Raw genomic sequence first — 24,757 nt, 5'->3', positions numbered from 1 at the left:
CATGAAATTCGCACCAGACTAACATCTGATACCTACTGCGACAGCCTACCGTAACGCGCCGCCAGATCATATTAGGGAAGTCATATACCCGCCGGCGACCATATTCCGAAAGTCAACCGGTACCCCCCTGCCGGACCGACCGCAATCGGGATGATCAGTCACGCCGCCCGGATCAGCGTCTCGGGTTTTCCTCGGCAGTATGTGGCGCACACCTCCCGGGCCGCGTCGGCTGCCGCCACGACGGCCGGTGATGCATTGACCGGCATGCACAACGACACGTCGATCGCCGGCGGCTGCGGCTCCAGCGCGAACTCGGCGATTCGCCCGTTCTCCAGTTCGTCATGCACGAACAGGTGCGGGACTGCCCCGACACCGTATCCATCACGCACCAATTGCACGATCGCAGCGACCGAAGAGGCACAGGTTATGCGTATCGCCTCGTCCGGGATGCCGGCTCCACCGGCCAGTGTTCGGACGATGCGTTCCACCGCCAGGTGCGACGTCGTGCCCCTTCCGAATGTCAGTATCGGCCGCGCCAGGGCGAGGCGAACCGGATCCATGTCCGAACCGGAAAGCAGCTCTCGGCTGACAATCCATCGAACCGGATAGCTTGCAATCCTGCTCGACGTGACCTTGTCGCTACCAACGACCTCCGCGCAGACAGCCAGGTCGAGCTCGCCCTGCAAGATTTTCTTGTTCAGCGCCGGGCTCGAATCTACGGTCAGCTCGACCACCAAGCCCGGGACGCGCTCCCTCAACTGCGTCACATACAAGGAAAGCCAGCTGTGAACGATCGTGTCTATCACGCCGAAACGTATCGGTCCGCGTAATGCGAGATCGAGACCGGCTGCCTTCTTGAGCGCACGGGTCGCGTCTACCACGTTCATCGCCAGCGTCAACAAGCTCTGCCCAGACAGGGTGAGACGAAAATCCGCCGCCGTTCGATCGACGAGCTCGGTCCTCAACTCGTCTTCCAAAGCCTTGATACGTGTCGATATCGTCGCGGGCGAAGTATGAAGAAGACGCGCCGTAGCCCGGAAGCTGCCTTGTTGCGCGAGCATCACGAACGTCTCCAGGAAGCGTGTATTCATTGCCTCACCATCGAGGATGCGGGGTTTCGTCCCGTCACACACCACAGAACACCTGCCTGCGCCCGTCGATCTTCTCTAGTCAACACGGCGAAGACAGCGCATTGGCGTCGAACATCGCTACGTTCGTCTCCGCTTGTCAGGAAAATGTTGACAGCTGTGTGCGGAATTTCTCGTTGGCTCAAGATCATTTCCGATCCTATTATTTATTCGCATTCCTTCTTTACGACGTAGAGTGCGAAAGCCATTCGGCAAACCGCGAATCTCGAAACGACGGATATATCTGGACCCTCGCCCCATGACGCCACGGAAAGTTCTCGGCACCGCCCTTCACAGCGCTGCCCCGATAACCCGCACGAACCATCGAAACGTATCCGCCACGGACCAGCGTAACGTCTCTCCGTACACCGCCCTTCTGCGTGAACCGATGTCTTCCATCGCGGCGAATGTTCCCGATCGGCCCGATCTCCGGTCGGTATCGATCCTCGGCTACAACTAAGTCTCGCGCCACGGATCTGCATCCGCGACAGGAATTCGAGGTTCGCCGAGCGAGCCTCGGGCAGCATGTCGCGCAAGTTCTCCCGACTTGAACGCCTACAGCAGCAGCCGCTTCTCCGTTCTCGGTACGGCGCGCACATCATCGAGCGTCAGGTTTCTGCGGCTGAAACGCGTCGGTTCGACGGACACCACCGTTCCCGTGCGAGCAGACGCCTCGATCGCCAGCAAGGCCCTCAGGTCAGCCAGGCCCTCTTCGACACTTGACGCAGGTTTGCTGCGTTTCTCAATGCATTCGGAGAACTGCTGAATCAACCCGCCGAAGTGATCGCAGTGCCGGAAATGCATCGTCTCCGAAGCATCCTTCGTGTTCAGTACCATTCGCGTCGGCGTTTCTAACCTGAAACCGGGCTCCATGGTCAGGTCCCCATCGGTTCCCAGCACCCTGTACATATCGATCGACGCCGTGCCAAAACTGCAATAGAACTGCGCGATTCGATCGCGAGGGAAGCGCAACGTGACAGCAATGGCGTCGTCGATGTCCGAGAAGCGAGGATCTCCGGGCCGGCGCGTCGTGATCGCCGACGCATCGACAGGTTCGTCGGAGAAGACATGCCGCGCCGCGTTGACGCAGTAAATCCCGATGTCCTGAAGCGGGCCGCCCCAGTTCCTGCTGTCCAGCCGGTGATTGCCCGTCGCGGACTGAAATCCGAACATCCCGCTGAAGTACTTCGGATCACCGATGCGGCCTTCCCGGATCGCTTCCAGTGCCGCGATCGTCCCTGCCTCGTGATGCAAGCGGTAACAGGTGCTCAACAACACGCCGGCCTCGGCTGCTGCCACAATCATCGCCTCGGCATCCGCGACGTTGGTCGCCATCGGCTTCTCAACCAATACGTGCTTGCCGGCCCTCGCCGCGCGAATCGCGTAATCGGCGTGAAGTGGGTTGGGTACCGCGATATAGACGGCATCGACGACATTGCTGTTCAGCATCCGCTCGTAGTCGTCATACCCGACGATCGTGTCGACACCATGGAATCTCGCGAGCTTCCGCGCCCCATCAGGATTTCCGGAGACCAACGCGCCGATCGTCGAATTTCCGGTCTGAGCAACGGCCGGCATGAACGCCTCTTGCGCTATCCATCCAGCGCCTACAACAGCGTATCTGATCATGTTTGCGCCTCTGTGTGGCTCAAGAGCCGTAGATGACCGGCACAACGCTCCGCTCGCGCAGAGACCGGCGTGCCGCGTCCAGAACGGCGGCCGCGTCAAATGCGTCGTCGAGCGTCGACAACGGAGCCGTGCCTTTCGCGACGCACTCGTTCACGAAGAAGCTTTCGACCTGAAGAAAGCTGTCCCAGTAGGTCGCGTCATCCCAGAACGGAAGTCTCGCGGCGCCGAACTTCGTTACATCCCAAGGGATGACACCGCTTCCGTCGGAACCGATGATCTTGAAATAGACGGACCAGGGATCGCGACTACGATCGTCAGCTGAAAAACTTCCCCACAGATTCGCAATCGTTCCGTCCGGATATTCCGCGGTGATCATCAACTGGTCGTCGGCATTCGGATCGTCGAAGTGCACATTCGAACCGGTCGCGAATACCGACGACGGACGGCCGACGAAGTACAGCATGCAGTACGCGTGATGCACCATCAGCTCGCGCATCGTGAGATCCCGCGCGCCAATCGATGCGTCATGCCGCTTGTTGTAGATCGCCCAGAAACTGACGATCCGTCCCATTTTCCCGGAAGCGACATGGGCGTGCAGTCGCCGCATGCTCTCTGCATAGACGTAATTGTGGGAAGGCATGCAGATCCTCGATTGCGAACGTGCGATCTCCGCAAGCTCGCAAATCTGCGCCGCCTGCTCGCACAACGGCTTCTCGAGCAGTACGTGTTTTCCTGCCAGTAGCGCACGCCTGGCCATGTCGAAGTGCGACGCGGCATTCGTGCACACGACAACCGCGTCGACCGCCTTGTCGCCTAGCAGTTCGTCAACGGTTTCGTATGCGCGCCCACCGAACCGGTCGACGAATGCCAGCGCCTTGCTGTAAGTCCGACTCCAGCCGCCGCAAAACAACTGCGGATCCATTTCCGCGAGAGCCGTCACGTGTAGCTCTGCGACGTTGCCGAGGCCGACGATACCGATCTTCATGGAAGCACCCGATATGTATGAAATGGCGACCGGCCGGTTTTCCCGTGCCGGCCGTGTCGATCAACCGGCGATGTCCACCGGCTGCCCGCGCTGCCACGAAAGCGTGGCCGCGTCGGCAATCAGCTGGGCCTTCAGGCCGTCGCTGGCGTCCGGTTGCGGCATTTTTCCTGCCGACAAGGTTTCGACGAAGTAGCGCATTTCGGCAAGATAGGCGGCACCGAAGCGCTCGAGAAAGAACGGCTGCGCGACCGGCATGGCAAACCCGGATTCCGTGGCACGCTCAACCTGAGACTCGTGCACGTTCTTGACTCGCAGCATGCCGCGCGACCCATGAACTTCGATTCGCTGGTCATAGCCGTAGGTCGAGCGGCGCGAATTCGAAATCTGGCAGAGCCGCCCCGACCTCGTCGTCAGGATCACTGCCGCCGTGTCCACGTCGTCCACCTCCTCGATGGACGGCTCGACCAGCACCGATCCGGTGGCGAACACACGCACCGGATCTTCCCGCAACAGAAATCGTGCGAGGTCGAAATCGTGAATCATCATGTCGCGAAAGAGGCCACCGGACGTCTTCAGATACGACAGCGGCGGCGGCGCCGGATCGCGAGACGTGATCGCGATGGTCTCGACATCGCCGATTTCACCCTCGTGTACCCGGCGTGCCAACTCGCCGAAGTGCGGGTCGAACCGCTGGTTGAACGCCGTCATGAAAGGCACCCCCACGTTCTCGACGGCTTCCATGCATGCTCTTACCCGAGCCGACGACAGGTCGATGGGCTTCTCGCAAAAAATGGCCTTTCGCGCGACCACTGCCGCGTGAACGAGATCGAAATGCGTCGACGACGGTGTCGCGATCACAACCGCATCGATGTCCTTCCCGTCGAGAATTTCCGATGCTGTGCGTGCGTCAGCCCCGAATCGGTCGGCGCAGATGCCCGCGGCACGCTCGTCGACGTCTGCAACCGCGACCAGCGTCGCCGACGGAATCTGCTTGATACCCAGTGCATGAACCTGACCAATGCGCCCACATCCGAGAATGCCGATTCTGATCATTTTTCCTTCCGAGTCGCATAAACCGCTTCATTTCCGTGGATCGGTACGACTACGCGTACATCGTCGGACGGTAACGCTCCGTCGCGAACGTCACTGACGTTCCGCGGCCCATTGCCACGACGATCTGCTCCGCGACGGACGTCGTGACATAGCCGTCCCAGGCATGTGCGCCACCACTAGACATGCCGGTTCCGATCGATCGGACCCACTCATTGAGCTGCTTCACATAAGCCGGCCTGAACCGGTCGATCCAGTTACTTGCATAGGCCGTCATGCCGTAGCCGTCGGCATTCCTGCCAACACATCCGAGCGGAGCAGTCTCGATCGTTCCGTTTCGCCCTACGACCTGTACGTGCACGTGATAGCCATACTGGCAATTCATGAACACCTCCGATGACACGATTACGCCGTCGGCCATTTCCATCACGACGACCAGCGGATCGCCGTTTCCAGCACTGTAGACACGTGCGCCAACAGGTTCGGAATCGAGCAACCAGCGGCTTGCATCGATTTCGTGAACGAACGCATTGGTGATGGACATCGGGCCGTTGAACCAGTCCGGCGCGATGGGATTTCGGTGGACGTTGTGCACGACAACCGGTGCGCCGATGTCGCCCTCCCGGACAGCACGCTTCATCTCGATGAACGGTTGGTCGAAACGACGCATATAACCGACCTGGACCAGCCTTCGGCCCTTCGCAATTTCCGCGTCGACGACCTTAAGTGCCTCGGCCGCCGTACTGGCCAGCGGCTTCTCGCATAGAACCGGCTTGTCGGCCTCGATGCACTGCAGTACGAGGTCGCCGTGCAGCGTGTCCGGTGCGGCAACGAGAATGGCGTCGACATGCTCGGAGCGAATCAGCTCCCGCGGGTCCGTATAGACTCTCGAGCCGCCCGCCACGGTCCGCGCGCGCCCTTCATCGGCATCGCAGACCGCGACCAACTCCGCACCCGACGTCTCTTCACGCAGAATGCGCGCGTGCTCCGATCCCATTACGCCGACACCGATCACCCCAATTGCCAAGGTCATCCCCTGCCTCCGATCTATTGACACGCTATCGTTCGAACGCGGCCGTAGTGGAGGCCGCATCCGGATCTATCGCAGTTCGCCGCCGGGACGGTGATGCTTCGACGCTGACCGCAGATGAGGAGGCGCTCGCCGGATCCATTACCGACGAGCCGCGTTACCGATTCGCCACTCACCGAGGAACTCACCGCCTCCGCACGGCTTCAGGCGGCGGCCGTGTTATCCGCGAGCCGGCTGCTGGATGTGTTCCCACACGCCGCTTTTCCCCGACACGAGGATCGCATCCGCGATGCGCTCGATCTGGACACCGTCCTCGAAGTTCGGCGCGGCAGGCTGGTTCCCGGCGATGGCCTGCAGGAAGTTGTACCACTCGATCGACTTGATATCGATGTAGCCCTGCCCCATCCCGGCAACCGGCCACAGCTTGTCGCCGAACGGTTGATGCGGGCCCGAGTAGATCGTGCGGAAGCCGAACGCGTCCGACGGATCGTCCGCGAACGCCACACGCAGTTCGTTCAGGCGCTGATAGTCGAACGCAATCGAGCCACGGGTACCGTGGATTTCGAAGCCGAGCTGGTTGTGGTGGCCCCACGCATTGCGCGTCACTTCGATCGTTCCGCACACGCCGTTGCTGAACTTGATCATCGTCATGGCCATGTCGTCGACGTCGACCTTGCCCTTTTCCGACGATGCCTGACCTGCCGGGCCGAAGAAACGGCCAGCCGGCAGCGGCCGCTCGGCGATGAAGGTCTTGACGATCGAGTTCACCGATTCGAACTCGCCGACGAGCAGGCGCGCCGCATCGATGACGTGCGTGCCGATATCGCCAAGCGTGCCCGAACCGGCCTTCTCCTTGTTGAAGCGCCACGACAGCGGCGTGCTCGGATCCGCGCCCCAGTCCTGCAGGTAGTAGCCGCGGAACGTCAGGATCTCGCCGATACGCCCTTCGTCGATCAACCGCTTGGCCATCTGCAGCGCCGGCGTGTGGCGGTAGTTGTACGAAATCATCGTGACCACGCCCGTTTCCTTCGCGGCCGCATGCATGGCTTCCGCGTCGGCTACCGTCATCGCCATCGGCTTCTCGCACATCACGTGCTTACCCGCCTTCGCGGCGGCGATCGCGATCGCCGCGTGCGTGTCGTTCGGCGTGCAGATGTCGACGATATCGATATCCGGGCGCGACACGACTTCTCGCCAGTCCGTCGCGTGCTCGGCGAACCCATATTGCGCAGCTGCATTGCGTGCGAGTTCGTCGTCGATGTCGACCACGACCTTGCGTTCGATTTCCACCGGCGAGCCGAACAGGATCGGCACCACGGCAGTAGCGATGGAGTGGGCCTTGCCCATGAAGCCAGTGCCCACCAGAGCGACATTCAGTTTTTTCACGGTTTTCCTCCAATAAGGCTGTCGTACTCGTGACGCACTCAGCCGATTCCTTGACTCTTCCGACATCAATTTGATTGTTCGCCAGTCACTCAGGATTCCGAATCACATGACGTATACCTTCTACATCTCGACAACTCAAATTCGATTCAATGTCTCCTTCGCTCCTTACTCGATAACCGCGATCTTTTCGCCCGCCGTGACCGGACATCCGGCTTCCCCCTGGATCCGGATTCGCCCACCTCTCGGTGCGACTACACGCATTTCCATCTTCATCGCTTCCATGATGGCAACGGCATCGCCCTCCGCTACAGTCGCCCCTTCTTCCACCAGCCATTTCTGCAGCGTGCCGGGAACCGGCGCGGTCACGATGTCGGCACCCGTTTCCGCCTTCACCGCGTCGTCGAATGCGCGCGAGGAACCAACGTTCGCAAACAGCGACGCGGGCAAACCGATCGTGTGACGCTTTCCGTCGATCTCGATGAAGCTCTGCAGCAGGCCTCCGTCAGCCGGCGCGACGCGTCCGGAAGGCTCGACCCCGCCGAACTCCGTTTCGATCCAGTTGGTATGAACCTTGAAGCCATCGTCGCCCGTGAAGCGCTTGTCCTCGAGCACCGCCCGATGGAAAGGCAACACCGACGCCACGCCTTCGATATCGAATTCGGCGAGCGCGCGACGGGCGCGCGCGAGTGCTTGTTGGCGCGTATCGCCGGTAATGATCAGCTTGGCCATCAGCGAGTCGTACAGCCCAGGAATCTGCGAGCCGGATTCGACCCCGGAGTCGAGCCGCACCCCGGCCCCCGCGGGCGGACGAAAGCGCGTGATCGCGCCTGGTGTCGGCAGGAAGCCTCGGCCCGGATCCTCCGCGTTGATACGGAATTCGATCGCATGACCGCGGGGCTCCGGCGTCGCCGTAATCGACACAGGAAGGCCATCCGCGATGCGCAGTTGTTCGATCACGATGTCGACACCGGTGGTTTCCTCCGTCACCGGATGCTCGACCTGCAACCGCGTGTTCACCTCGAGAAACGAGATGACCCCGTCTTGAGAAAGCAGAAACTCGACCGTGCCCGCCCCCGTATAGCCGGCCTCGGCACATATCCTTCGCGCCGCGTCGTGAATGCGCGCGCGCTGCTCGTCGGTGATGAAAGGCGCGGGAGCCTCTTCCACGAGCTTCTGGTTTCGGCGCTGCAGCGAACAGTCGCGCGTGCCGAGCACGACGGTGTTGCCGTGATGGTCGGCCATGATCTGCGCCTCGATATGGCGCGGACGGTCGAGAAACTGTTCAGCGTAGCAGTCGCCCCGGCCGAACGCCTCCGTCGCCTCGCGGACGGCCGAATCGAACATCTCCGCGACGTCTTCGATGCGTCGGACGATCTTCATACCGCGCCCTCCGCCCCCGAACGCGGCCTTGATCGCCAGCGGCAAGCCCACCTCCCGTGCGAAGGCCACCGCGTCCGACGCACTGTTCAACGGCCCATCGGATCCCCTGACCAGCGGCGCGCCGACCTTCGATGCGATACGCCGGGCCTGCACCTTGTCGCCGAGCGCGGTGATGACCTCCGGCGACGGGCCGACCCAGATCAGTCCGGCATCGATGACCGCCTGGGCGAACTCCGCGCGTTCGGACAGGAAGCCGTAGCCCGGGTGGACCGCGTCGGCACCGGCGCGACGGGCGATCGCCAGAATCTTCGAGATGTCGAGATAAGTCTCCGCCGGGCGGCCCGCACCCAGCCCGTACGCTTCGTCGGCCAGTTCGGCATGCAGCGAACCGGCATCCGCGTCCGAGTAGATTGCGACCGATGTCACGTTGTAGTCGCGCGCGGCGCGAATGACGCGAATGGCGATTTCGCCGCGATTGGCGATGAGCAGCTTCTTCATCGAACAAGTTCCTTCACTTGCGGATCGAATGCGGATATCGGGTTGAAACGGATGCGGGCGCCTATCGGAATCTGCCCGAGCATGCCGAGATGATGGGCCGCGACGACGGCAATCACCGGGTACCCGCCGGTGACGGGGTGATCGGTCAGGAACACCACCGGCTGACCGCTGTGCGGCACCTGAATCGATCCGAACAACGTGCCTTCCGACGGTAGCTCCGCGTCGTCGCGCCGCGCCAGTACCAGGTCGCCCGACAGTCGCATGCCGACGCGGCTCGACTCGGGCGTGACGCGCCATTCCTGCGACAAAAACCGTGCAACGCTTTCGTCGGTGAACCAGTCGGTGCGCGGCCCCGGGACGACGTCGACATCGACTACGTCGCCTTCGCACGGAAGCGGCCGCGCGGCCGGCAGCTCCGACTGGACGAACGTAGCGGCCTCGTCGGCCGGGACCAGGACATCGCCGCAAACGATCGGCGCCGGGCCGATCCTCGAAAGCGTATCGGTCGACGCAGACCCCAGCGTGCGCTCGACGACGAACCCGCCGCGCAATGCGACGTAGCTCCGCATGCCGCGGCCGGGCATATCGAGCGTGACTTCCTCGCCCGCATCGACGGCAAAAGGACGCGAGTGAGGGATCACCGTCACGCGGCCATTCGCATCGCGAATCGAAATCGGGCACGGCGCCCCCGTCACTGCGAGGGTCACCGGGCGATCGGGCACCAGCGAAAGGCCGCCGAACATCACTTCGAGCGCGGCGCGACTGCCCGGATTGCCGACACAGGCGTTCGCGAGCCGCAGCGCGGCGCTGTCGACGGCACCGCACACGGAGACACCCTGGTCAGCCTGTCGGGGCCGCCCGAGGTCCTGATACAGCACCGGGCGATCCGCACGCGTCACCAGAATGCCGGTGCCCGAAACCTGGCGCACCGGCGTCGGCGCCCGCACCGGCCACCCCGCTACCGGAACGGCCGAACCTTTGCTCGCATCGCGGAAACGAACCCGATCGCCGGGTGCAAGCAAAGCCGCACGCGGACGCGTCGCGTCCCACATAGGCACCTGCGTCGTGCCGAGAAGCTGCCACCCCCCGGGGCTATCCGAGGGATAGATCCCGCTGAATTTGCCCGCGATCGCGACCGAGCCCGCCGGGATGCGCACTCGAGGCGTCTTGCGTCGGGGAACGTCGAATCCCGGATCGTCGGTGGTCATATACGCGAACCCCGGTGCAAATCCGGTAAACGCGACCGAGTGGACCGCATCCAGATGTCGCTGGACGAGCTCGGCCACGGACCATCCCAGCAGTTCGGCAACCGCGCCCAGATCCTCTCCGACGTAGGAAACCGGGATATCGAACATGCTCCCGCCGCGCTCCCGGCGAACGGACACGTCCAGCTGCCCGAGCCGCTCGATCAGCGCCGCGCGATCGATGACAGCCGGGTCGAAGCGAACCAGCACGGTGCGCGCGCCCGGAACGACTTCGTCGACGCCGTCCACTTCGCTCGCGAGCAGCCGGTCGAGAAGCGCCAGCGTCGTTTCGAGACTCTCGAGCTCGACCAGCATGCCGGCAGAGCCGGCCGAAAGGATGCGCATCTGCTCAGACACGGTTCTCTCCCCTGCACTCCCCGGCAAATGGCCGAAGCGCGACGCCGCGCGCGGCGAGTTGCGTTTGCAGCAAGCGAGCAGTTGCAACGGCCGACGGGTTGTCTCCGTGGATGCAGATCGACTGTGCGTCGATCGTGATGTCTGTGCCGTCGATCGCGGTCACGACACCCTCCTGCACGAACCGCAGCATGCGACGCGCAACGACGTCTGGATCGTGAATGACCGCCCCTTCCGCGCGGCGATTCACGAGGCTTCCATCCACGTTGTACGCGCGGTCGGCAAATGCCTCGCCGACGACAGCAAGGCCGGCTTCACGCGCCTGATCAGCAACAGGTGCGCCGGCGAGCACCATCAGCACGAGCGTCGGATCGATCGCCAGAATCGCGTCGATGACAGCCGCCGCCTGGTAGGTATCATGCGCGATCGTGTTGTACAGCGCGCCGTGAGGCTTCACGTAGCGAATCGACGTGCCCGCGGCCTTTGCAAGCCCCTGCAGCGCACCGATCTGGTAGATCACGTCGCCCGTCAGTTCTGCGTGGGATGGCTGCATGTTGCGACGTCCGAAGCCCACCAGATCGCGATAGCCGACGTGCGCGCCGACGGCGACGCCGCGCCGTGCCGCTTCATGCAGCACGGTATAGATCCCCGCCGGATCGCCGGCATGAAAACCGCAGGCAACATTCGCGCTCGTCACGATGTCGAGCATCGCCGCATCGTCGCCCATCCGCCAGGCGCCGAAGCTCTCACCGAGATCGCAGTTCAAATCAATGCTTACCATGACGCTGCCCACAGGATTTCTTCAGTGCACGAACACGCGATGCCGCTCGGGCGTTCGTGCGCGGATCACGCGATTTTCCGGAACTTGCTGAGCGAGACGGATTCGATCCATTGCCCCGCCCGTGCGCCGAACGCCTTCGCGAACTCAGTATTCGAATGGGTCTCGAGGGCGGCTTCGTCTTCCCAGATTTCGTAGAAGACGAACTGCCCCGGTGTATCCGCGGATTCGTGAAGATCGTATTGGATGAACCCCGGCTCCGTCCTTGCGTACGGCACCAGCTCCTTCAACGCTTCGCGCAGCACGTCTTCGTTGCCGGATCGGGCAACGACGGTTGCAACCACGACCAGACCTTCCTTCTTCATCTCACTTTCCTCACTACGTTTGTTGATCGGCTGGCAACCGATCCCGGTCAAAAATCAGCCGAGATCGATTTCCACTTTCGACTTGATCGAATTGGCGATGAAGCACCCTTTGTGCGCTCGGTGATGCAGCCGCTCGAGTTGCGCCTGGTTCGGCTGCTTTTCGGACGCGAAGGTCACGCGGGGCCTGAGCACGATTTCGGATACCCAGTGAAACCCGTCCGCGCTTTTCTCGACTTTCCCGACTGCATCGTCGGAGTATGATGCGACCGCATACCCGCTTCCTTCGCAGAGCGCGAGGAAGTACAGCATGTGGCAACTCGCGAGCGCGTTGACGAGCAACTGCTCCGGATCGGCCAGACGTTCGTTCCCGAGATAGTCGGGAGCCGCGGATACAGGGATCGTCACCGTCGGGCTGATGATCGCCCGGTGGTCCCGGCTATAGGTCCCTTCCCGCTCGTGGTGCTGCTCGATCGTCCATTCCAGTCGGACGCCATGCTCGGACATCGGTGTCTCCCGGCGAGCTTCCCCGCCAATCAGTCAATTTCCATTGCGGGCAGGCTGAGACAGCCTCGCCGTATCATTGCGCCGCAATATATTTGTTCGCACTCTTTATCGATTCGGCGCCGCCGGATTTCGCAATCGAAACCCATTCGCTCCAGCCCGTTTGCGCACCGTCGGTACGAATGCGCAACGCGCGGGAGCCGTCGCCGAATGTCAGCCATTCGATTTCGCGAGGAACCTCGGAACCGGCGCCCTCTACGGCTAGACGCTCGATTCGGTGAGAAAAATCGAGCTGTCCCTCGCGCAACACGTCAAGGTATTGCCTGCCACATTGGTCCGACGCCTGCGATGTGCCGCGATTGAGCAGCTTCGCGGCGATTTCTGCATCGAACATTGCAACGACTCCTGGCTCAAACGGCCGCCGCATTCGCCGGCAAATCCGTGACGAGCATGTACCCCGGTTCATGCGTGATCGCAAAGACCGGTTTCGCCGCCTGAAGTGCCATCTGCGGCGTGACCCCGCAGGCCCAGAACCCGAGGATGTCACCGGCCTCGATCACCGGCGGATCGCCGAACTCCGGCCGGGTGACGTCGCGAATCCCGATGGTCGCCGGGTCGCCGATATGAACCGGTGCGCCGTGCGCGAGCGGAAACCGTTCCGACAGCACGATCGCCTGGATCGCATCGGCGGGCTTGAACGCACGCATCGACACGACCATCGGGCCGCGAAACGGCCCCGCGGCCGTCGTCTGGATATTCGTCACGTACATCGGCACGTTCCGGTTCGCACTGATGTGGCGAATGTCGATTCCCGCCTGCAGAATCGCGCTCTCGAACGAGAACGAGCAACCGAGCGCAAACGTCACGAGATCGTCACGCCACAGATCGACCAGATCGTCGACCGTATCGGTGTGAACCCCGTTCCGGTACACGCGGTAGCGGGGCACATCGGTCCGAATGTCGATCGCGCCCAGTCCGTCCAGCCCCGGGTTGCCGGGCTGCCCGACTCCCACCAGCGGACAGCTCTTGGGGTTGATTCGGCAAAACTCGCGAAAATCATCTGCGTACATCTTCGGCAGAATTGCCAGATTTGCCTGCATGAAGCCATCGGCGTATCCCGTCGTCGGCGCACGCAGCTTGCCGTCGCGAATCAGCAGCCGAACCTGGTCGGCCGACATCGTCCGCGTACCTGCAGTCGATTCCATTGAAAGCACCTTTGCAGGAAGATGTTCAGTTCTCGCCGAGCGCAGCAACCATCGCACGCGCAATCGCCACGTCCGCTTCCTCCGGACCACCCGACACGCCTACCCCACCGATGACCTCGTCGCCGTGCTTCACCGGCAGGCCGCCGCCGAACACGACCAGCGGGCGGGACGCCGCGCGCTCGAGCCCGTAGAGCTCGGCTCCGGGCTGAACGAAATTCATCCAGTAATCGGTAGGGAACCGCAGTGCTGCGGCGGTATACGCCTTGTTGTGCGCAATTTCGATCGTGCCGAACGCCGCGTCGTTCACGCGTGTGAACGCAACAAGGTGGCCGCCCGCATCCACGATCGACAACGACGAGCGCTGCGCCAGTTCGTTCGCCTTCGCGACGCCCGCTTCGATCGCCCGCCGTGCGGCTTCATTTGTGATCTGCTTGCTCATTGGCTTCTTCCCGATTCTGTCCGGCAGTCAGTTGTACGCGCCGCCATCGACATTGATTGCCTGCGCGGTGACGTAAGACGACTCGTCCGATGCGAGGTAGACAAACAGCGGCGCGACCTCGTCCGGCGTCGCCTGTCGGCCGAGGGGGATAGCCGTCCGAACCACCGACTCCTGCTTGTCGCGGCCACCCATGAAATCGATCACCGGTTGATTGAACGGCGTATCGATCCAGCCGGGACACACGGCATTGACACGCACGCCGTCCGGCGCGAGCTCGATTGCAAGCGTGGTCGTCAGACCAATGATGGCCGCCTTAGACGCCGAGTAGCATGCGAGGCCGGTGCCGCCGCGCTTGCCCGCGAGCGACGACATCATCACGATCGACGACTTCTTCGCGGCTCTCAGGTGACGGAGCGACTCGCGCGCGAAAATGAAGTTGGCGCGCACGTTGATCCCGAAGACCTTGTCCCAGCTCTCGGTGCTGAACTGCTCGATCCGCCCGGAGAGCTGGACGCCGGCATTCAGACACAACGTGTCGATGCCGCGCATCCATTCCGACGACTTCTCGATGACGGCCTTGATCTCGTCTTCGCTCGAGATGTCGGTTCGAAAAAAACGCACCTTGTCGCCGAACCGGGATTCGAGCGCGCGGCCCTTGACCTCATCGATATCGACGACCGACACGGTCGCACCTTCGGCAACGAACGACTCCAGAATGGCGAGACCGATATTGGCAACGCCGCCGGTCAGAAGTACCCGCTTGCCTGTCAAACGTCCTGACATGACTGTTTCCTCAAGATCACTGCGCCGATAACCGCTCCACATCGCCGAATCGGCGTCCCGCCGCCCGGCACGAGCGGTTATCGGGCGCGACGGATGTTCTCCAGCAGCGCATCGTTCACGACCGACGCTGCCTCCATTTGCGGCATATGGCCGACGTCCGGAATCACGCGCAACTGCACCGTGGACGGCAGGTCGTTGGCCTGCGCGACCGGAATGATGGCGTCGCGCTCGCCCCAGAGCAGCATCACGGGGCAGGTGAGTCCAGCCAGCATCGCACCGATCGTCTGAACCTGGCCGTTTTCGTCGGCGATGGTGTCGGCGATCGCGGACAGCGCCTCCTGGACGCCTTCCAGCCGCTTGAACTGAAGCGTGCCCTCGACCATTTCGCTCGTGATCTTCGACGGATCGGCAAACAGCTTCTCCAGCGCGGCCTGAAGCGGACGGCGGCGCTCCGCAGCGACGAATTCGGTCACGAACGAGCGGTTGATCTCTTTGCCCAGGCCGATTGGCGCGATGAGCGTCACCGATGCGACCCGCGACGGGTTGGCGGCCGCGAAGGCCGCGGCGATCGCGCCGCCAAACGAGTGACCGACCAGGTGCAGTTTCCCGGACGTGATCGCGCTCGCCGCTTCCTCGACCGCCACAGTGATCTTTTTGATCACACCGCCACCGGTAATCGGCGTCGACGCGCCGTGCCCGGGAAGGTCCACCGCGATCGTCCGGAACTGCTCGGCGAGCGTGCCCTGGTTGAACAGCCAGGTCGACAGGTCGCCGCCGAAGCCGTGAATGAACAACACGGTTTCGTTGCTTTCGGGGCCGAGCTCCAGCACGTTCACGCTGCCGCCGGACACGGCGACCGCCTTCGGTGCGACCACACCGCCCGCCTCGCCGTCGTCCGCATTCAGGCGATGCGCGTAGCTTGCGACAAGCGCGTCGATTTCCTCCTCGGTCGCCGCTTCATCGGCGATGACGCCGATCAGCGCGCCGACCGGCGCGATTTCGCCCTCGTCGATGACGATGCGCCGCAGGATCCCGGACACGGTCGCCTCCACCACGTTGTTGACCTTCGTGGATTCGACCTCGAGGAGTTCCTGGCCACGTTCGACCTTGTCTCCCTCCTTCGCGTGCCATTCGAGCACGGTGCCTTCGGTCATCGTCATCCCCCACTTGGGGATGGTGACGGCTTCAATGAACGACATGATTGATTACCCCTTCAGAATCGACTTGACGGCATTCACGACGGCTTCCGGCGACGGCACGTACGCGTCTTCCAGGTTCGGTGCATACGGCACCGGCGTGTGCGGCGCCGTCACGAGCCGGATCGGCCCCTTCAGCGAGTCGAAGCACTTGTCGGCCAGCAGCGCGGAGATATCCGTCGCGACGCTGCAGCGCGGATTCGCCTCGTCGACGATCACGACCCGTCCGATGTCCTCGGTGTATTCGAGCAGCGTGTCCTCGTCGAGCGGCGACGTCGTGCGCGGATCGATGATGCATGCCGACACGCCGTCTGCCGCGAGGAGGCGAGCGGCCGTCTCCGCCACGCCGACCATGCGGCCGAGCGCAACGATCAGCACGTCTTTCCCGTCCCGCACCACCCGCGCCTCGCCGAACGGAATCGTGTATGCGCCGTCGGGCACTTCGCCCACGGTGTCGTACAGCATCTTGTTTTCGAGGAAGATCACCGGATCGTCGTCGCGGATCGCCTGGAGCAGCAGGCCTTTCGCGTCGTACGGATTCGACGGGATCACGACCTTGAGGCCGGGAATGTGCGTGAAGATCGGATAAAACGCCTGCGTGTGCTGCGCGGCCGAGCGCGTGCCGGCACCGTACGTCGCGCGAATCACGAGCGGCGTCTTGGCGCGACCGCCGAACATGTACCGGAACTTCGCGATCTGATTCATGATCTGGTCGAGACACACGCCGGCGAAGTCGACGAACATCAGTTCGGCGATCGGACGCAAACCCGTGAGGGCCGCGCCGGCGGCCGCGCCGACGAATGCGGCCTCGCTGATCGGCGTATCGCGAATGCGCTCGGGGCCGTAGGCGTCGAGAAGCCCGCGCGTCACGCCGAAAGCACCGCCCCACGCATCCTTGACGCCGTTGGCGCCGGCGCCGCCGGTCAAATCCTCACCCATCATGATCACGCGCGGATCACGCGCCATCTCCGAGTGCAGCGCGTCATTCAACGCTTGACGGAACGATTTCTTTGCCATTGCTGTGGGTCCTTACAGATACTTCACGTAAACGTCGGCGGTCAGTGCCGAAAGCGGCGGGAACGGGGCTGCGCGTGCGGCACTCACGGCGGCGTCGATCTCGGTCTCGATCTGCGCGTCGATCGCGTCCAACTCGCCGCTGGCCACTTGCGACCCTTCCTGCACCTGCCTGCGGAAATTGGCAACGCAATCGCGCTCCTGGCGCATGGCCTTCTTTTCTTCCGGCGTGCGATAGTTGTCGGGGTCTCCGCTGTAGTGACCGTAGTAGCGCGGCACGTGAATCTGCAGCAGGCTCGGGCCGCCGCCATTGCGGGCACGATCGATCGCCTGGCCGGCGGCCTCGTAGACCGCGAACAAGTCGGTGCCGTCGACTTCGGCAGCAGGAATGTCGTAGCTCTGCGCGCGCCGCGTGAAGCTGCCGGCCGAGACGAACGAATTTGCCGTCGCTTCGCCGAAGCCGTTGTCCTCGATCACGAAGACGATCGGAAGCATCCAGATCTTCGCGAGGTTGAAGCTCTCCGACATCACGCCTTCGTTCATCGCACCGTCACCTGCGAACGCAACCGCCACGCCACCGGTGCCGAGTAACTTCGCCGTGAGCGCGGCGCCGCACGTTATCGGCGCACCGCCGGCCACGATGCCGTTCGCGCCCAGCATCCCCTTGCGCAGGTCAGCGATATGCTGCGAGCCGCCTTTGCCGCCGCACGTTCCCGTCGCACGCCCGAACAGCTCGGCCATCATTGCGCCGATATCGCATCCCTTGGCAATACTGTGACCATGCCCGCGATGGGTCGACGAAATGTAGTCCTTGTCCGTCAGGTGCAGGCACACGCCGACGGCACTCGCCTCCTGCCCGGCACAAAGATGGGTGTTGCCCGGAATGTCGCCGGTCGCCATCTCGTCCATCACGCGCTCCTCGAAGCGGCGAATCGTTCGCATGGCGCGATAAGCGTCCACGAGCCGCTCACTGGGAAACTTCAAGGCGGACATTCCAATCTCCTTAATTTAAATGGTGTGCGTAGCTGTGCGCTTCGACGCGACACACTCAACCGTGTTGCAAATCCGGCTCGCCCCACGAATATCGCGACAGCAGTGCCGACATGCCATTTCAATCGTCGCCGTTCAATTTCGTCCGGTCCAATTGTGATTGGCGATTTCGCGCGATCACCGATTCTTATCAGTGCGTGAGCGCCAGTCCGCATCCCGATCATGGAATCACGTCGACACCGGAACCGTGCGATCGCGATCGATCATCGACTGCTCGCTTCAACCGCCACGAAGGCGCCGTTCGTTTCAGCGTTGTTGAAATTCTAGTGGTGCGCCTGATGAGGTTCGTCCACCTAAAGGTGGAGAAAGAAATCGCAGCGCGTCAGCTTTCCCCCGAATCAGGTGTTCTGTGTTGAGCACCCCAACCTTCGTCGCTATGATCGATCGAACCTTCCCCGCATCGGGGATATGCGTCGCCTCGTCCGATCGCCGATCGACATTCGGATACGCGCGATCGAATCGCTATTCCCCACGCGGGTGGAGTTCGCCACATGATCGATCTTCGAAACCTGGAGACCTTTTACGCCGTCGCCCAGCTGGGGGGATTTCACCGTGCCGCGGAAAGGTTGCACACGACACAGCCCGCTGTATCCGCGCGCATCGCGCAACTCGAACAGCAACTGAAGGGACGTCTATTCGAGCGGGACAAGCGAGGTTGCTTCCTGACCATCAAGGGCAGGCAACTGCTTGTCTACGCGGAGCAAATGATTTCGCTGAGTGCCGAAATGGTCGAGGCCGTCGCTGGCCGGACGGCCCTGAGCGGGACGGTTCAGCTCGGCGCGTCGGACACGATCGTGCACACATGGCTGTCCGCGCTGCTCAAGCGGCTCAGCATCGAATATCCGGAGATCACGCTCGAGGTCAATGTCGACGCCACGCCGAACCTGACCGCGGGGCTCGCCGACGGCACGATCGACGTCGCGCTCCTGATGGGCCCCGTGAATGCGAGCAACGCGGAGAATCTGCCGTTGTGCAGCTATCCGATCAGCTGGATCGTCTCGTCGGATTTTGAATGCGACGCGGCCAGCCTCACGCTAAGCGATCTTGCGCGGCATCCGATCATCACGTTCTCCAGATCGACACGTCCGTACATGCAGCTAAAGGAGATGTTCGATCGGTCGCATCTGCATCACGTGAGAATCTTCGGCAACTCGTCGCTGTCGTCGATCGTCCGGATGACGCTCGACGGCATCGGCATCGCGGCGATTCCGCACCACGTCGTGGCCGAACACCTGTCGAGCGGCCGGCTGCGCCGAATCGACACCGGCCACGAAATGCCGGTGATGCCGTTCACCGCCAGTTTCGTTCGCCGCGTCGACATGCCGCTGAGTGCGATCGTTGCCGGGCTCGCGCAGAACGTCGCCGCGCATTACGAAGGGCGCTAGTCGCCACGCCACGCCGCGCTTGCTTGGCGCAAACGCAAAAAAAGCCAGGACTCTGCGAGTCCTGGCTTGTCACCATCGTCAACCGTTCTGGCTGCGCCCCAGGCATTCGAAGACTTCGGGGCGCCGGTGCTTGAAGTATTGGGCAAGTGCCATGCCCGCGACCTGCACACCGATCAGGCAGTAGAACATCCAAACGTACTGCCCGGGGTCACCGCCCGCAAGCACGTCGAAGTGTGCAGCCACGAGATAAACCAGCGCGATGAAGAATACCGATGAAATCGCCGGTGCCAGAAACGACTTGGCGAAACTCACGCCCTGTTGCCTGCCTCGACGAACGTACCAGACCAACGACGAGATGTTGACGATGGTCATCAGGATGATGATGCCCGACGTCCCGACGCCGGAAAGTTGCCCGTAAAGCAGATCGGGTTTGGCGCCCATCAGGATGAACGGCATCAGCACGCACAGCACCATGACCGAAACGGTCATCGAAGCAAGATACGGAGACTCGTGCTTCGCGTGCACCTTCCCGAGGAAGCGGGGAAGCGCGCCGTCCGTGCCAAGGTTGTGCATATAGCGCGAAAGCACGTTCTGTGTGGACAGGCTCGCCGCAAACGCCGACGTCATTACCAGCACCGAAACGATCAGGTGCAGGCCAGGGTTCACGAATTTCGCGAAGGCGTCAGGGAACATCGCCGCGGGAGTCTTGGCCGCGATCGACTGAACCTGCGGCCCGTAAGCCATGATCATCGCGTACGCACACAGCGTGTAGATCACGCCGATAAAGATGACGGCACCATACGTCGCACGCGGAATCGTCCGGTCCGGCATCTTCACTTCGTCGCGAAACAGGGCGGTAGCCTCGAATCCCATGAAGAACGACACGGTGAACAGCATGCAGAACGGTACGTTGGTACTGTTCGCCAGTTGACTCGGCATGAATGGCGCGGATGCGGAAACACCCGGCACGCCACCTTTCGCCAGCACACCGAACGAGAACGCCAGACAGACGACGATCTCGAGAATCATCACCCACGTCAGCACCTTGGCGGACAGCTCCACATGAAGGTATCCCAGCATCGAAACCACCAGCCAGCACGCGAGCGTCGGCCAGTACCACGGAATCGACGTACCAGTCATGTCGTGCACGAGATCGGAGCACGATACGCCGAAGAACGACGTGACGCCTGCGAGGAGCAGGAAGTACGAGACCGCTGCGAGTATGCCGGAACCGAGGCCCGTCGATTTTCCGATGCCATAGCTGATGAACGCATAGAAGTCACCGGGACGCTTCACGATATTGTTGAGCGTCACATAGCCGACGGAAAACAGCAGCAATACGAGCGTCGTCAATACGAAGATCACGGGACTGCCGACTCCACCGAACATCAGCGCGAACGGAATGTAACCCGATACGGTCGTCAACGGGGCCGAGAACGCCAGGACGGTAAGCGCCAGACCGACGGCCCCCATGCTGCCCGACAGCTTCTTCTGCGGAGACGCTTCTATTTGAACGTCTTCCATATTCAGTTTCATCTCCATCTCCACCTCCATCTCCTTACGCCTCCAACATATCGCCAGCATTGCCGAACTTGCGCTGCTTCGCGCCTCGATCGTTTGTGTGTCCGGGCACTCATTTTCAACTCGCGGCCGACATGGTGCCCGGTTCGGTTCGTTACGCGAGCCATCGTCCGCCGCCAAATTGATCAGGTCCAATTGCCGTTGGCGATGTTCTTCGATAACCGCTCTTTATCACGCGCACCGGCCTCGTCGCTTCACGCAACGCCAGCCTCATGCGCCTGCAGATCGGCGTGATAGCTCGAACGCACCATCGCGCCGACGGCCGCGTGTGTGAAACCCATCTTGTATGCCTCTTCCTCGTACATCTTGAAGGTATCGGGATGCACGTACGCACGCACCGGCAGGTGGTGCTCGGACGGCTGCAGGTACTGGCCGATCGTCAGCATGTCGACATCGTGCGCGCGCAGGTCGCGCATCACCTGCAGGATTTCCTCTTCCGTCTCGCCGAGGCCGACCATCAGGCCCGACTTCGTCGCGACGTCCGGATGCTGCGCCTTGAAGTCCTTCAGCAGCTTCAGCGAATGCGCGTAGTCCGAACCCGGGCGCGCTTCCTTGTACAGGCGCGGCACCGTTTCGAGGTTGTGGTTCATCACGTCGGGCGGCGCCGCGTTCAGGATCGAGATCGCGCGATCGAGACGACCGCGGAAGTCCGGCGTCAGGATCTCGATGCGCGTTTCCGGCGACTGCTCGCGCACTTCGCGGATGCACTCGACGAAGTGAGCGGCGCCGCCGTCGCGCAGGTCGTCGCGGTCGACGCTCGTGATCACCACGTACTTGAGCTTGAGCGCGGCGATCGTGCGCGCGAGGTTCTTCGGTTCGTCCGCGTCGAGCGGATCGGGACGGCCGTGGCCGACGTCGCAGAACGGGCAGCGGCGCGTGCACTTGTCGCCCATGATCATGAACGTCGCGGTGCCCTTGCCGAAGCATTCGCCGATGTTCGGGCAGCTCGCTTCCTCGCACACCGTATGCAGGTTGTGCTCGCGCAGGATCGTCTTGATCTCGTTGAAGCGCGTGTTGGGCGTCGCGACTTTGGCGCGGATCCACCGTGGTTTGCGAAGCGGCTCGATCGGAACGATCTTGATCGGAATGCGCGCCGTTTTAGCCTGTGCCTTCTGCTTTTCCGATGCGTCGTAGCACACCGACGCGCTCGTCGAGGTCCCCCTCTGCTCGCTCGCCTCGGTCATTTTCGCCTCCTGTCCGGCTGTCTTGCGAAAACCGGTGGTCAACAGCCTATTTGTGGGTCGAGATGATCGCCATGCTGCTCTTCACTGAGACCCCATCGAAGAGCTCGCAACGAGCGAATCGCGTCAAGCCGGACGGTGATATCGCGCGTCCGACAATTGATTTCATTCTAGAAATGACACGCTCGCCCCTCGTCCACCCAAAGGATGATAAAAATCTCCAAACTACGTCAGGCGGCAGGGCTTACCATGATGCAGCCCTATTAATCGCGGCGCGCCGTCGAGCATCGGAACACGCGTCTACCCGGGCGTCGACGCGGCCGCGTCGAGCGCCAATCCGGTCAGGATTTCGTGGATGCGTACGTCGAGCCCGCGGGCGTATGCCGCGCTGAATACGAAATCGTCCAGCGTGAGCGTTGATTCCTTGACGACAAGGGCGCCGGCCTCGATTTCATGCCGGGCTACTGCGCCCGGCATCACGGCAATGCCGATCCTGTCGACCGCCATCTTCACGATCGTCGACAGGGACCAGTTCGCGAAGATGCGTGGAGAAGGCTTGTCCCGCGTCGCAATGGCGTCCCTCAGCGTGATATACGGATGAGTCCGCTTCGGCAGCGTGATGATCGGGAAGCGAGCGAGGATCTCCGGTGTTAACGGGATATCGCCGACATCGAGATCGGGGGACACGAGGAAGTCGACCGGATATCTGCACAGCGGCACTTCGACGAAATCGGGATCGACCACGGGCCCAGCCAGCAGAAACGCCATGTCGATCTCGCCGGATTTGAGCGCGTCTCGAAGCGCCGGTGTTATGTCGACCACAATGTCGATGACGATACCCGGATGTTCGCGATGCACGCGCTCGATGAACTCGGTGAGCCACATATGTACGATGGTTTCTGCGACACCCAGACGAACCACACCGGACAGCGTCTGAGGACTCGCGATCGCCGAAATCAGTTCGGACTCGAGCGCCAGAAACCGCTCCGCGTATTCGAGCAGCGTTCGGCCACGGGGTGTCAACCGGATGGTACGCGCCGCGCGCTCGAACAGCAGCACGCCCAGCTCGCCCTCGAGGCCGGAAATCCGGTGCGACACCGCGGATTGCGTCGTGTGCAACTTGGTCGCCGCCTTATGAAAGCTGTTGAGCGTTGCGACCCAGTAGAAGGTTTCCAGGCTTTTCAGATTGATCATCTGCTCTGTTCACGTCGAACATGAAGAAAATGCCGGCCCGCAATCGTTCAGACACAACAGGTGTCAACGGCCATCGATCTCAGCGATTGACGAGCTTCTTCGGAAGGCACAGAGTCAGCACCACGCCGATTGCGGCCATCAACGAAATAAAGAAAACACCATAATCGGTGCTCCCGGTCATGTCCTTGACGACGCCCACGACATAGGGGCTGACGAATCCGCCCAACCCGCCGACGCAGTTGATGAAGGCGACACCGGCAGCCATGCCGATCCCCGTCAGGAACAGCCCCGGAATCGAAAACAGCATTGACGTCGTACTGTACGCGCCCACGGCTGCGACACACAGCGCCGCCAATGCAACGACCGGCGTGCCGCGCGTGAATACGCTCGCGATGAGCCCGGCAATCACGCACAGAAACGGCACCACGAGATGCCAGCGGCGTTCGCGCAGTTTATCGGAGCTACGCCCGATCAGATACATTCCGACAAATGCCGCGCTGAACGGCAACGACGTGTAGAGCCCGATACGCAGGACGTCGCCCGGCGCCAGTTGCGCGACCAGCGTAGGCAACCAGAACGAAACGCCATACGAGCAGATCGCCGAACAGAAGCAGATGAGCGTCATGTGCCAGACCTTGCGGTTTGTCACCGTCTGCCGCAGGCTCATCCCGGCGCCCTGTCCGTCTATCGCTCGACGATCCGCGTCCAGCTCGCGCTCGATGAAACGTCTGTCTCGATCCCTCAACCAGCGAGCGGACGCCGGGCTGTCGTCGAGGAATACGAGCGTCAATAGCCCGAGCACAATCGACGGTATCGCCTCGATGACGAAGAGCCATTGCCACCCTGCCAATCCATGCGCGCCCTCGAGCGCCGACATGATCGCACCCGATACCGGCGCTCCGATCATGCCAGACAAGGGCACCGCACCGACGAAGAGCGCCACCATCTTCGCGCGACGCGCGGACGGAAACCAGTATGTCAGGTACAGGATGATGCCGGGGTAAAAGCCGGCCTCGGCCACCCCGAGCAGGAAGCGAAGCACATAGAACTGGGCTGGCGTCGAAACGAACGCAAAGGCCGCCGAAATCAGCGCCCAGAGAATCATGATTCGCGAGATGGTCCTTTTTGCGCCGATCTTCGCCATCAGCACGTTGCTCGGCACCTCGAACAGGAAATAGCCGATGAAGAACAGGCCGGCCCCCAGCCCGTACGTCGCGTCCGTCAGCCCAAGATCCGACAGCATGCGAAGCTTCGCGAAGCCGATGTTGATGCGATCGAGATATGCCGTGACGTAGCACAGCATCAGGAACGGCATGATCCGAAAGGCGACCGTCCGGTACGTACCTTCGGAATGCACGCCGTCACGTATCGGACCGGCTGCTGAATCGAATTGCATGCTCAC

The 24,757-nt window shown here is 62.2% G+C and carries 23 protein-coding genes and 1 pseudogene; 2 read left to right on the top strand and 22 right to left on the bottom strand.

All coding sequences use genetic code 11. From position 1 onward, the window contains the following. Nucleotides 1-158: 158 nt before the first annotated feature. The 18 genes from DIE03_RS10635 to DIE03_RS10550 all read right to left on the bottom strand — a co-directional run bounded on the left by DIE03_RS10635 (nucleotide 159) and on the right by DIE03_RS10550 (nucleotide 17,957). On the bottom strand, nucleotides 159-1,091 hold the full coding sequence (locus DIE03_RS10635) for a LysR family transcriptional regulator (RefSeq protein WP_124450024.1): 933 nt from the start codon (nucleotides 1,089-1,091) through the stop codon (nucleotides 159-161). A 591-nt stretch (nucleotides 1,092-1,682) separates the two neighbouring features. Further along, complete coding sequence (locus DIE03_RS10630) at nucleotides 1,683-2,756, bottom strand: Gfo/Idh/MocA family protein (RefSeq protein ID WP_109342645.1); 1,074 nt, start codon at nucleotides 2,754-2,756, stop codon at nucleotides 1,683-1,685. Between the two features lie 19 nt (nucleotides 2,757-2,775). Beyond that, on the bottom strand, nucleotides 2,776-3,741 hold the full coding sequence (locus tag DIE03_RS10625) for a Gfo/Idh/MocA family protein (RefSeq protein WP_109342646.1): 966 nt from the start codon (nucleotides 3,739-3,741) through the stop codon (nucleotides 2,776-2,778). 60 nt (nucleotides 3,742-3,801) lie between these two features. Further along, a complete protein-coding gene (gene iolG, locus DIE03_RS10620; RefSeq protein ID WP_109342647.1) occupies nucleotides 3,802-4,794 on the bottom strand; it encodes an inositol 2-dehydrogenase in 993 nt (330 codons plus the stop codon). A 49-nt stretch (nucleotides 4,795-4,843) separates the two neighbouring features. Continuing rightward, entirely contained in the window at nucleotides 4,844-5,824 is a 981-nt protein-coding gene (locus tag DIE03_RS10615; RefSeq protein ID WP_124450022.1) for a Gfo/Idh/MocA family protein, read from the bottom strand. A gap of 216 nt (nucleotides 5,825-6,040) precedes the next feature. After that, nucleotides 6,041-7,207, bottom strand: coding sequence for a Gfo/Idh/MocA family protein (locus tag DIE03_RS10610; protein ID WP_181365762.1), 1,167 nt, complete (start codon nucleotides 7,205-7,207; stop codon nucleotides 6,041-6,043). Between the two features lie 165 nt (nucleotides 7,208-7,372). Next, nucleotides 7,373-9,085: a biotin carboxylase N-terminal domain-containing protein gene (locus DIE03_RS10605; RefSeq protein ID WP_124450020.1), complete on the bottom strand. Its 1,713-nt coding sequence runs from the start codon at nucleotides 9,083-9,085 to the stop codon at nucleotides 7,373-7,375. Further along, nucleotides 9,082-10,686, bottom strand: a complete 1,605-nt coding sequence (locus DIE03_RS10600; RefSeq protein ID WP_109342651.1) for an urea amidolyase family protein — start codon at nucleotides 10,684-10,686, stop codon at nucleotides 9,082-9,084. The genes DIE03_RS10605 and DIE03_RS10600 overlap by 4 nt, the downstream gene beginning before the upstream one ends. Continuing rightward, a complete protein-coding gene (locus tag DIE03_RS10595) occupies nucleotides 10,679-11,464 on the bottom strand; it encodes a LamB/YcsF family protein (RefSeq protein ID WP_124450205.1) in 786 nt (261 codons plus the stop codon). The genes DIE03_RS10600 and DIE03_RS10595 overlap by 8 nt, the downstream gene beginning before the upstream one ends. A 65-nt stretch (nucleotides 11,465-11,529) precedes the next feature. Beyond that, the gene (locus DIE03_RS10590; protein ID WP_109342653.1) at nucleotides 11,530-11,826 is read right to left on the bottom strand and encodes a putative quinol monooxygenase; all 297 of its coding nucleotides are present in this window, start codon (nucleotides 11,824-11,826) and stop codon (nucleotides 11,530-11,532) included. A gap of 54 nt (nucleotides 11,827-11,880) precedes the next feature. After that, nucleotides 11,881-12,330: an OsmC family protein gene (locus DIE03_RS10585; RefSeq protein WP_109342654.1), complete on the bottom strand. Its 450-nt coding sequence runs from the start codon at nucleotides 12,328-12,330 to the stop codon at nucleotides 11,881-11,883. 73 nt (nucleotides 12,331-12,403) lie between these two features. Further along, entirely contained in the window at nucleotides 12,404-12,721 is a 318-nt protein-coding gene (locus tag DIE03_RS10580; RefSeq protein WP_124450018.1) for a hypothetical protein, read from the bottom strand. 16 nt (nucleotides 12,722-12,737) lie between these two features. Continuing rightward, nucleotides 12,738-13,577, bottom strand: coding sequence for a putative hydro-lyase (locus tag DIE03_RS10575; RefSeq protein ID WP_409364418.1), 840 nt, complete (start codon nucleotides 13,575-13,577; stop codon nucleotides 12,738-12,740). Continuing rightward, nucleotides 13,558-13,971, bottom strand: coding sequence for a heme-binding protein (locus DIE03_RS10570; protein ID WP_050011214.1), 414 nt, complete (start codon nucleotides 13,969-13,971; stop codon nucleotides 13,558-13,560). Before DIE03_RS10570 ends, DIE03_RS10575 begins: the two co-directional genes overlap by 20 nt. A gap of 27 nt (nucleotides 13,972-13,998) precedes the next feature. After that, on the bottom strand, nucleotides 13,999-14,796 hold the full coding sequence (locus DIE03_RS10565; RefSeq protein ID WP_260434850.1) for an SDR family NAD(P)-dependent oxidoreductase: 798 nt from the start codon (nucleotides 14,794-14,796) through the stop codon (nucleotides 13,999-14,001). A 35-nt stretch (nucleotides 14,797-14,831) separates the two neighbouring features. Next, nucleotides 14,832-15,953 (bottom strand): acetoin dehydrogenase dihydrolipoyllysine-residue acetyltransferase subunit, encoded by a 1,122-nt coding sequence (locus DIE03_RS10560; protein ID WP_124450016.1) that lies wholly within the window; start codon nucleotides 15,951-15,953, stop codon nucleotides 14,832-14,834. 6 nt (nucleotides 15,954-15,959) lie between these two features. Next, a complete protein-coding gene (locus DIE03_RS10555; RefSeq protein ID WP_048985726.1) occupies nucleotides 15,960-16,967 on the bottom strand; it encodes an alpha-ketoacid dehydrogenase subunit beta in 1,008 nt (335 codons plus the stop codon). Nucleotides 16,968-16,979: 12 nt separating this feature from the next. Next, entirely contained in the window at nucleotides 16,980-17,957 is a 978-nt protein-coding gene (locus DIE03_RS10550; RefSeq protein ID WP_124450014.1) for a thiamine pyrophosphate-dependent dehydrogenase E1 component subunit alpha, read from the bottom strand. A 548-nt stretch (nucleotides 17,958-18,505) separates the two neighbouring features. On the opposite strand from DIE03_RS10550, the pseudogene DIE03_RS39060 reads away from it, so the two are divergent. Both DIE03_RS39060 and DIE03_RS10545 read left to right on the top strand, forming a co-directional pair. Next, nucleotides 18,506-18,682 (top strand): annotated as a pseudogene (locus DIE03_RS39060) (LysR family transcriptional regulator); the annotation flags it as partial. Between the two features lie 36 nt (nucleotides 18,683-18,718). Then, nucleotides 18,719-19,399, top strand: coding sequence for a substrate-binding domain-containing protein (locus DIE03_RS10545; protein WP_260434849.1), 681 nt, complete (start codon nucleotides 18,719-18,721; stop codon nucleotides 19,397-19,399). Between the two features lie 78 nt (nucleotides 19,400-19,477). Here the strand turns inward: DIE03_RS10545 and DIE03_RS10540 are convergent, their stop codons facing one another. The 4 genes from DIE03_RS10540 to DIE03_RS10525 all read right to left on the bottom strand — a co-directional run bounded on the left by DIE03_RS10540 (nucleotide 19,478) and on the right by DIE03_RS10525 (nucleotide 24,751). Then, the gene (locus tag DIE03_RS10540; protein ID WP_185658138.1) at nucleotides 19,478-20,941 is read right to left on the bottom strand and encodes an APC family permease; all 1,464 of its coding nucleotides are present in this window, start codon (nucleotides 20,939-20,941) and stop codon (nucleotides 19,478-19,480) included. Between the two features lie 233 nt (nucleotides 20,942-21,174). After that, the gene (lipA, locus tag DIE03_RS10535; protein WP_409364417.1) at nucleotides 21,175-22,164 is read right to left on the bottom strand and encodes a lipoyl synthase; all 990 of its coding nucleotides are present in this window, start codon (nucleotides 22,162-22,164) and stop codon (nucleotides 21,175-21,177) included. A 297-nt stretch (nucleotides 22,165-22,461) separates the two neighbouring features. Further along, nucleotides 22,462-23,355: a LysR family transcriptional regulator gene (locus tag DIE03_RS10530; protein ID WP_124450006.1), complete on the bottom strand. Its 894-nt coding sequence runs from the start codon at nucleotides 23,353-23,355 to the stop codon at nucleotides 22,462-22,464. 79 nt (nucleotides 23,356-23,434) lie between these two features. Next, complete coding sequence (locus DIE03_RS10525) at nucleotides 23,435-24,751, bottom strand: MFS transporter (protein ID WP_221623679.1); 1,317 nt, start codon at nucleotides 24,749-24,751, stop codon at nucleotides 23,435-23,437. Nucleotides 24,752-24,757: the final 6 nt, after the last annotated feature.

Source organism: Burkholderia sp. Bp8992 (genome assembly GCF_003853705.1).
In the GTDB taxonomy this organism is placed as follows: Bacteria; Pseudomonadota; Gammaproteobacteria; order Burkholderiales; family Burkholderiaceae; genus Burkholderia.
This window is presented reverse-complemented; position numbering and strand designations above follow the sequence as displayed.

Coding starts and splice junctions, on each gene's coding strand:
- DIE03_RS10625 (WP_109342646.1), bottom strand. CDS start 3,741: ATGAAGATCGGTATCGTCGGCCTCGGCAACGTCGCAGAGCTACACGTG.
- DIE03_RS10590 (WP_109342653.1), bottom strand. CDS start 11,826: ATGAAGAAGGAAGGTCTGGTCGTGGTTGCAACCGTCGTTGCCCGATCC.
- DIE03_RS10560 (WP_124450016.1), bottom strand. CDS start 15,953: ATGTCGTTCATTGAAGCCGTCACCATCCCCAAGTGGGGGATGACGATG.
- DIE03_RS10630 (WP_109342645.1), bottom strand. CDS start 2,756: ATGATCAGATACGCTGTTGTAGGCGCTGGATGGATAGCGCAAGAGGCG.
- DIE03_RS10570 (WP_050011214.1), bottom strand. CDS start 13,971: ATGAGCAAGCAGATCACAAATGAAGCCGCACGGCGGGCGATCGAAGCG.
- DIE03_RS10595 (WP_124450205.1), bottom strand. CDS start 11,464: ATGGTAAGCATTGATTTGAACTGCGATCTCGGTGAGAGCTTCGGCGCC.
- DIE03_RS10550 (WP_124450014.1), bottom strand. CDS start 17,957: ATGTCCGCCTTGAAGTTTCCCAGTGAGCGGCTCGTGGACGCTTATCGC.
- DIE03_RS10530 (WP_124450006.1), bottom strand. CDS start 23,355: ATGATCAATCTGAAAAGCCTGGAAACCTTCTACTGGGTCGCAACGCTC.
- DIE03_RS10565 (WP_260434850.1), bottom strand. CDS start 14,796: ATGTGGAGCGGTTATCGGCGCAGTGATCTTGAGGAAACAGTCATGTCA.
- DIE03_RS10615 (WP_124450022.1), bottom strand. CDS start 5,824: ATGACCTTGGCAATTGGGGTGATCGGTGTCGGCGTAATGGGATCGGAG.
- lipA (WP_409364417.1), bottom strand. CDS start 22,164: ATGACCGAGGCGAGCGAGCAGAGGGGGACCTCGACGAGCGCGTCGGTG.
- DIE03_RS10580 (WP_124450018.1), bottom strand. CDS start 12,721: ATGTTCGATGCAGAAATCGCCGCGAAGCTGCTCAATCGCGGCACATCG.
- DIE03_RS10540 (WP_185658138.1), bottom strand. CDS start 20,941: ATGGAGATGAAACTGAATATGGAAGACGTTCAAATAGAAGCGTCTCCG.
- DIE03_RS10555 (WP_048985726.1), bottom strand. CDS start 16,967: ATGGCAAAGAAATCGTTCCGTCAAGCGTTGAATGACGCGCTGCACTCG.
- DIE03_RS10635 (WP_124450024.1), bottom strand. CDS start 1,091: ATGAATACACGCTTCCTGGAGACGTTCGTGATGCTCGCGCAACAAGGC.
- DIE03_RS10605 (WP_124450020.1), bottom strand. CDS start 9,085: ATGAAGAAGCTGCTCATCGCCAATCGCGGCGAAATCGCCATTCGCGTC.
- iolG (WP_109342647.1), bottom strand. CDS start 4,794: ATGATCAGAATCGGCATTCTCGGATGTGGGCGCATTGGTCAGGTTCAT.
- DIE03_RS10545 (WP_260434849.1), top strand. CDS start 18,719: ATGATTTCGCTGAGTGCCGAAATGGTCGAGGCCGTCGCTGGCCGGACG.
- DIE03_RS10525 (WP_221623679.1), bottom strand. CDS start 24,751: ATGCAATTCGATTCAGCAGCCGGTCCGATACGTGACGGCGTGCATTCC.
- DIE03_RS10585 (WP_109342654.1), bottom strand. CDS start 12,330: ATGTCCGAGCATGGCGTCCGACTGGAATGGACGATCGAGCAGCACCAC.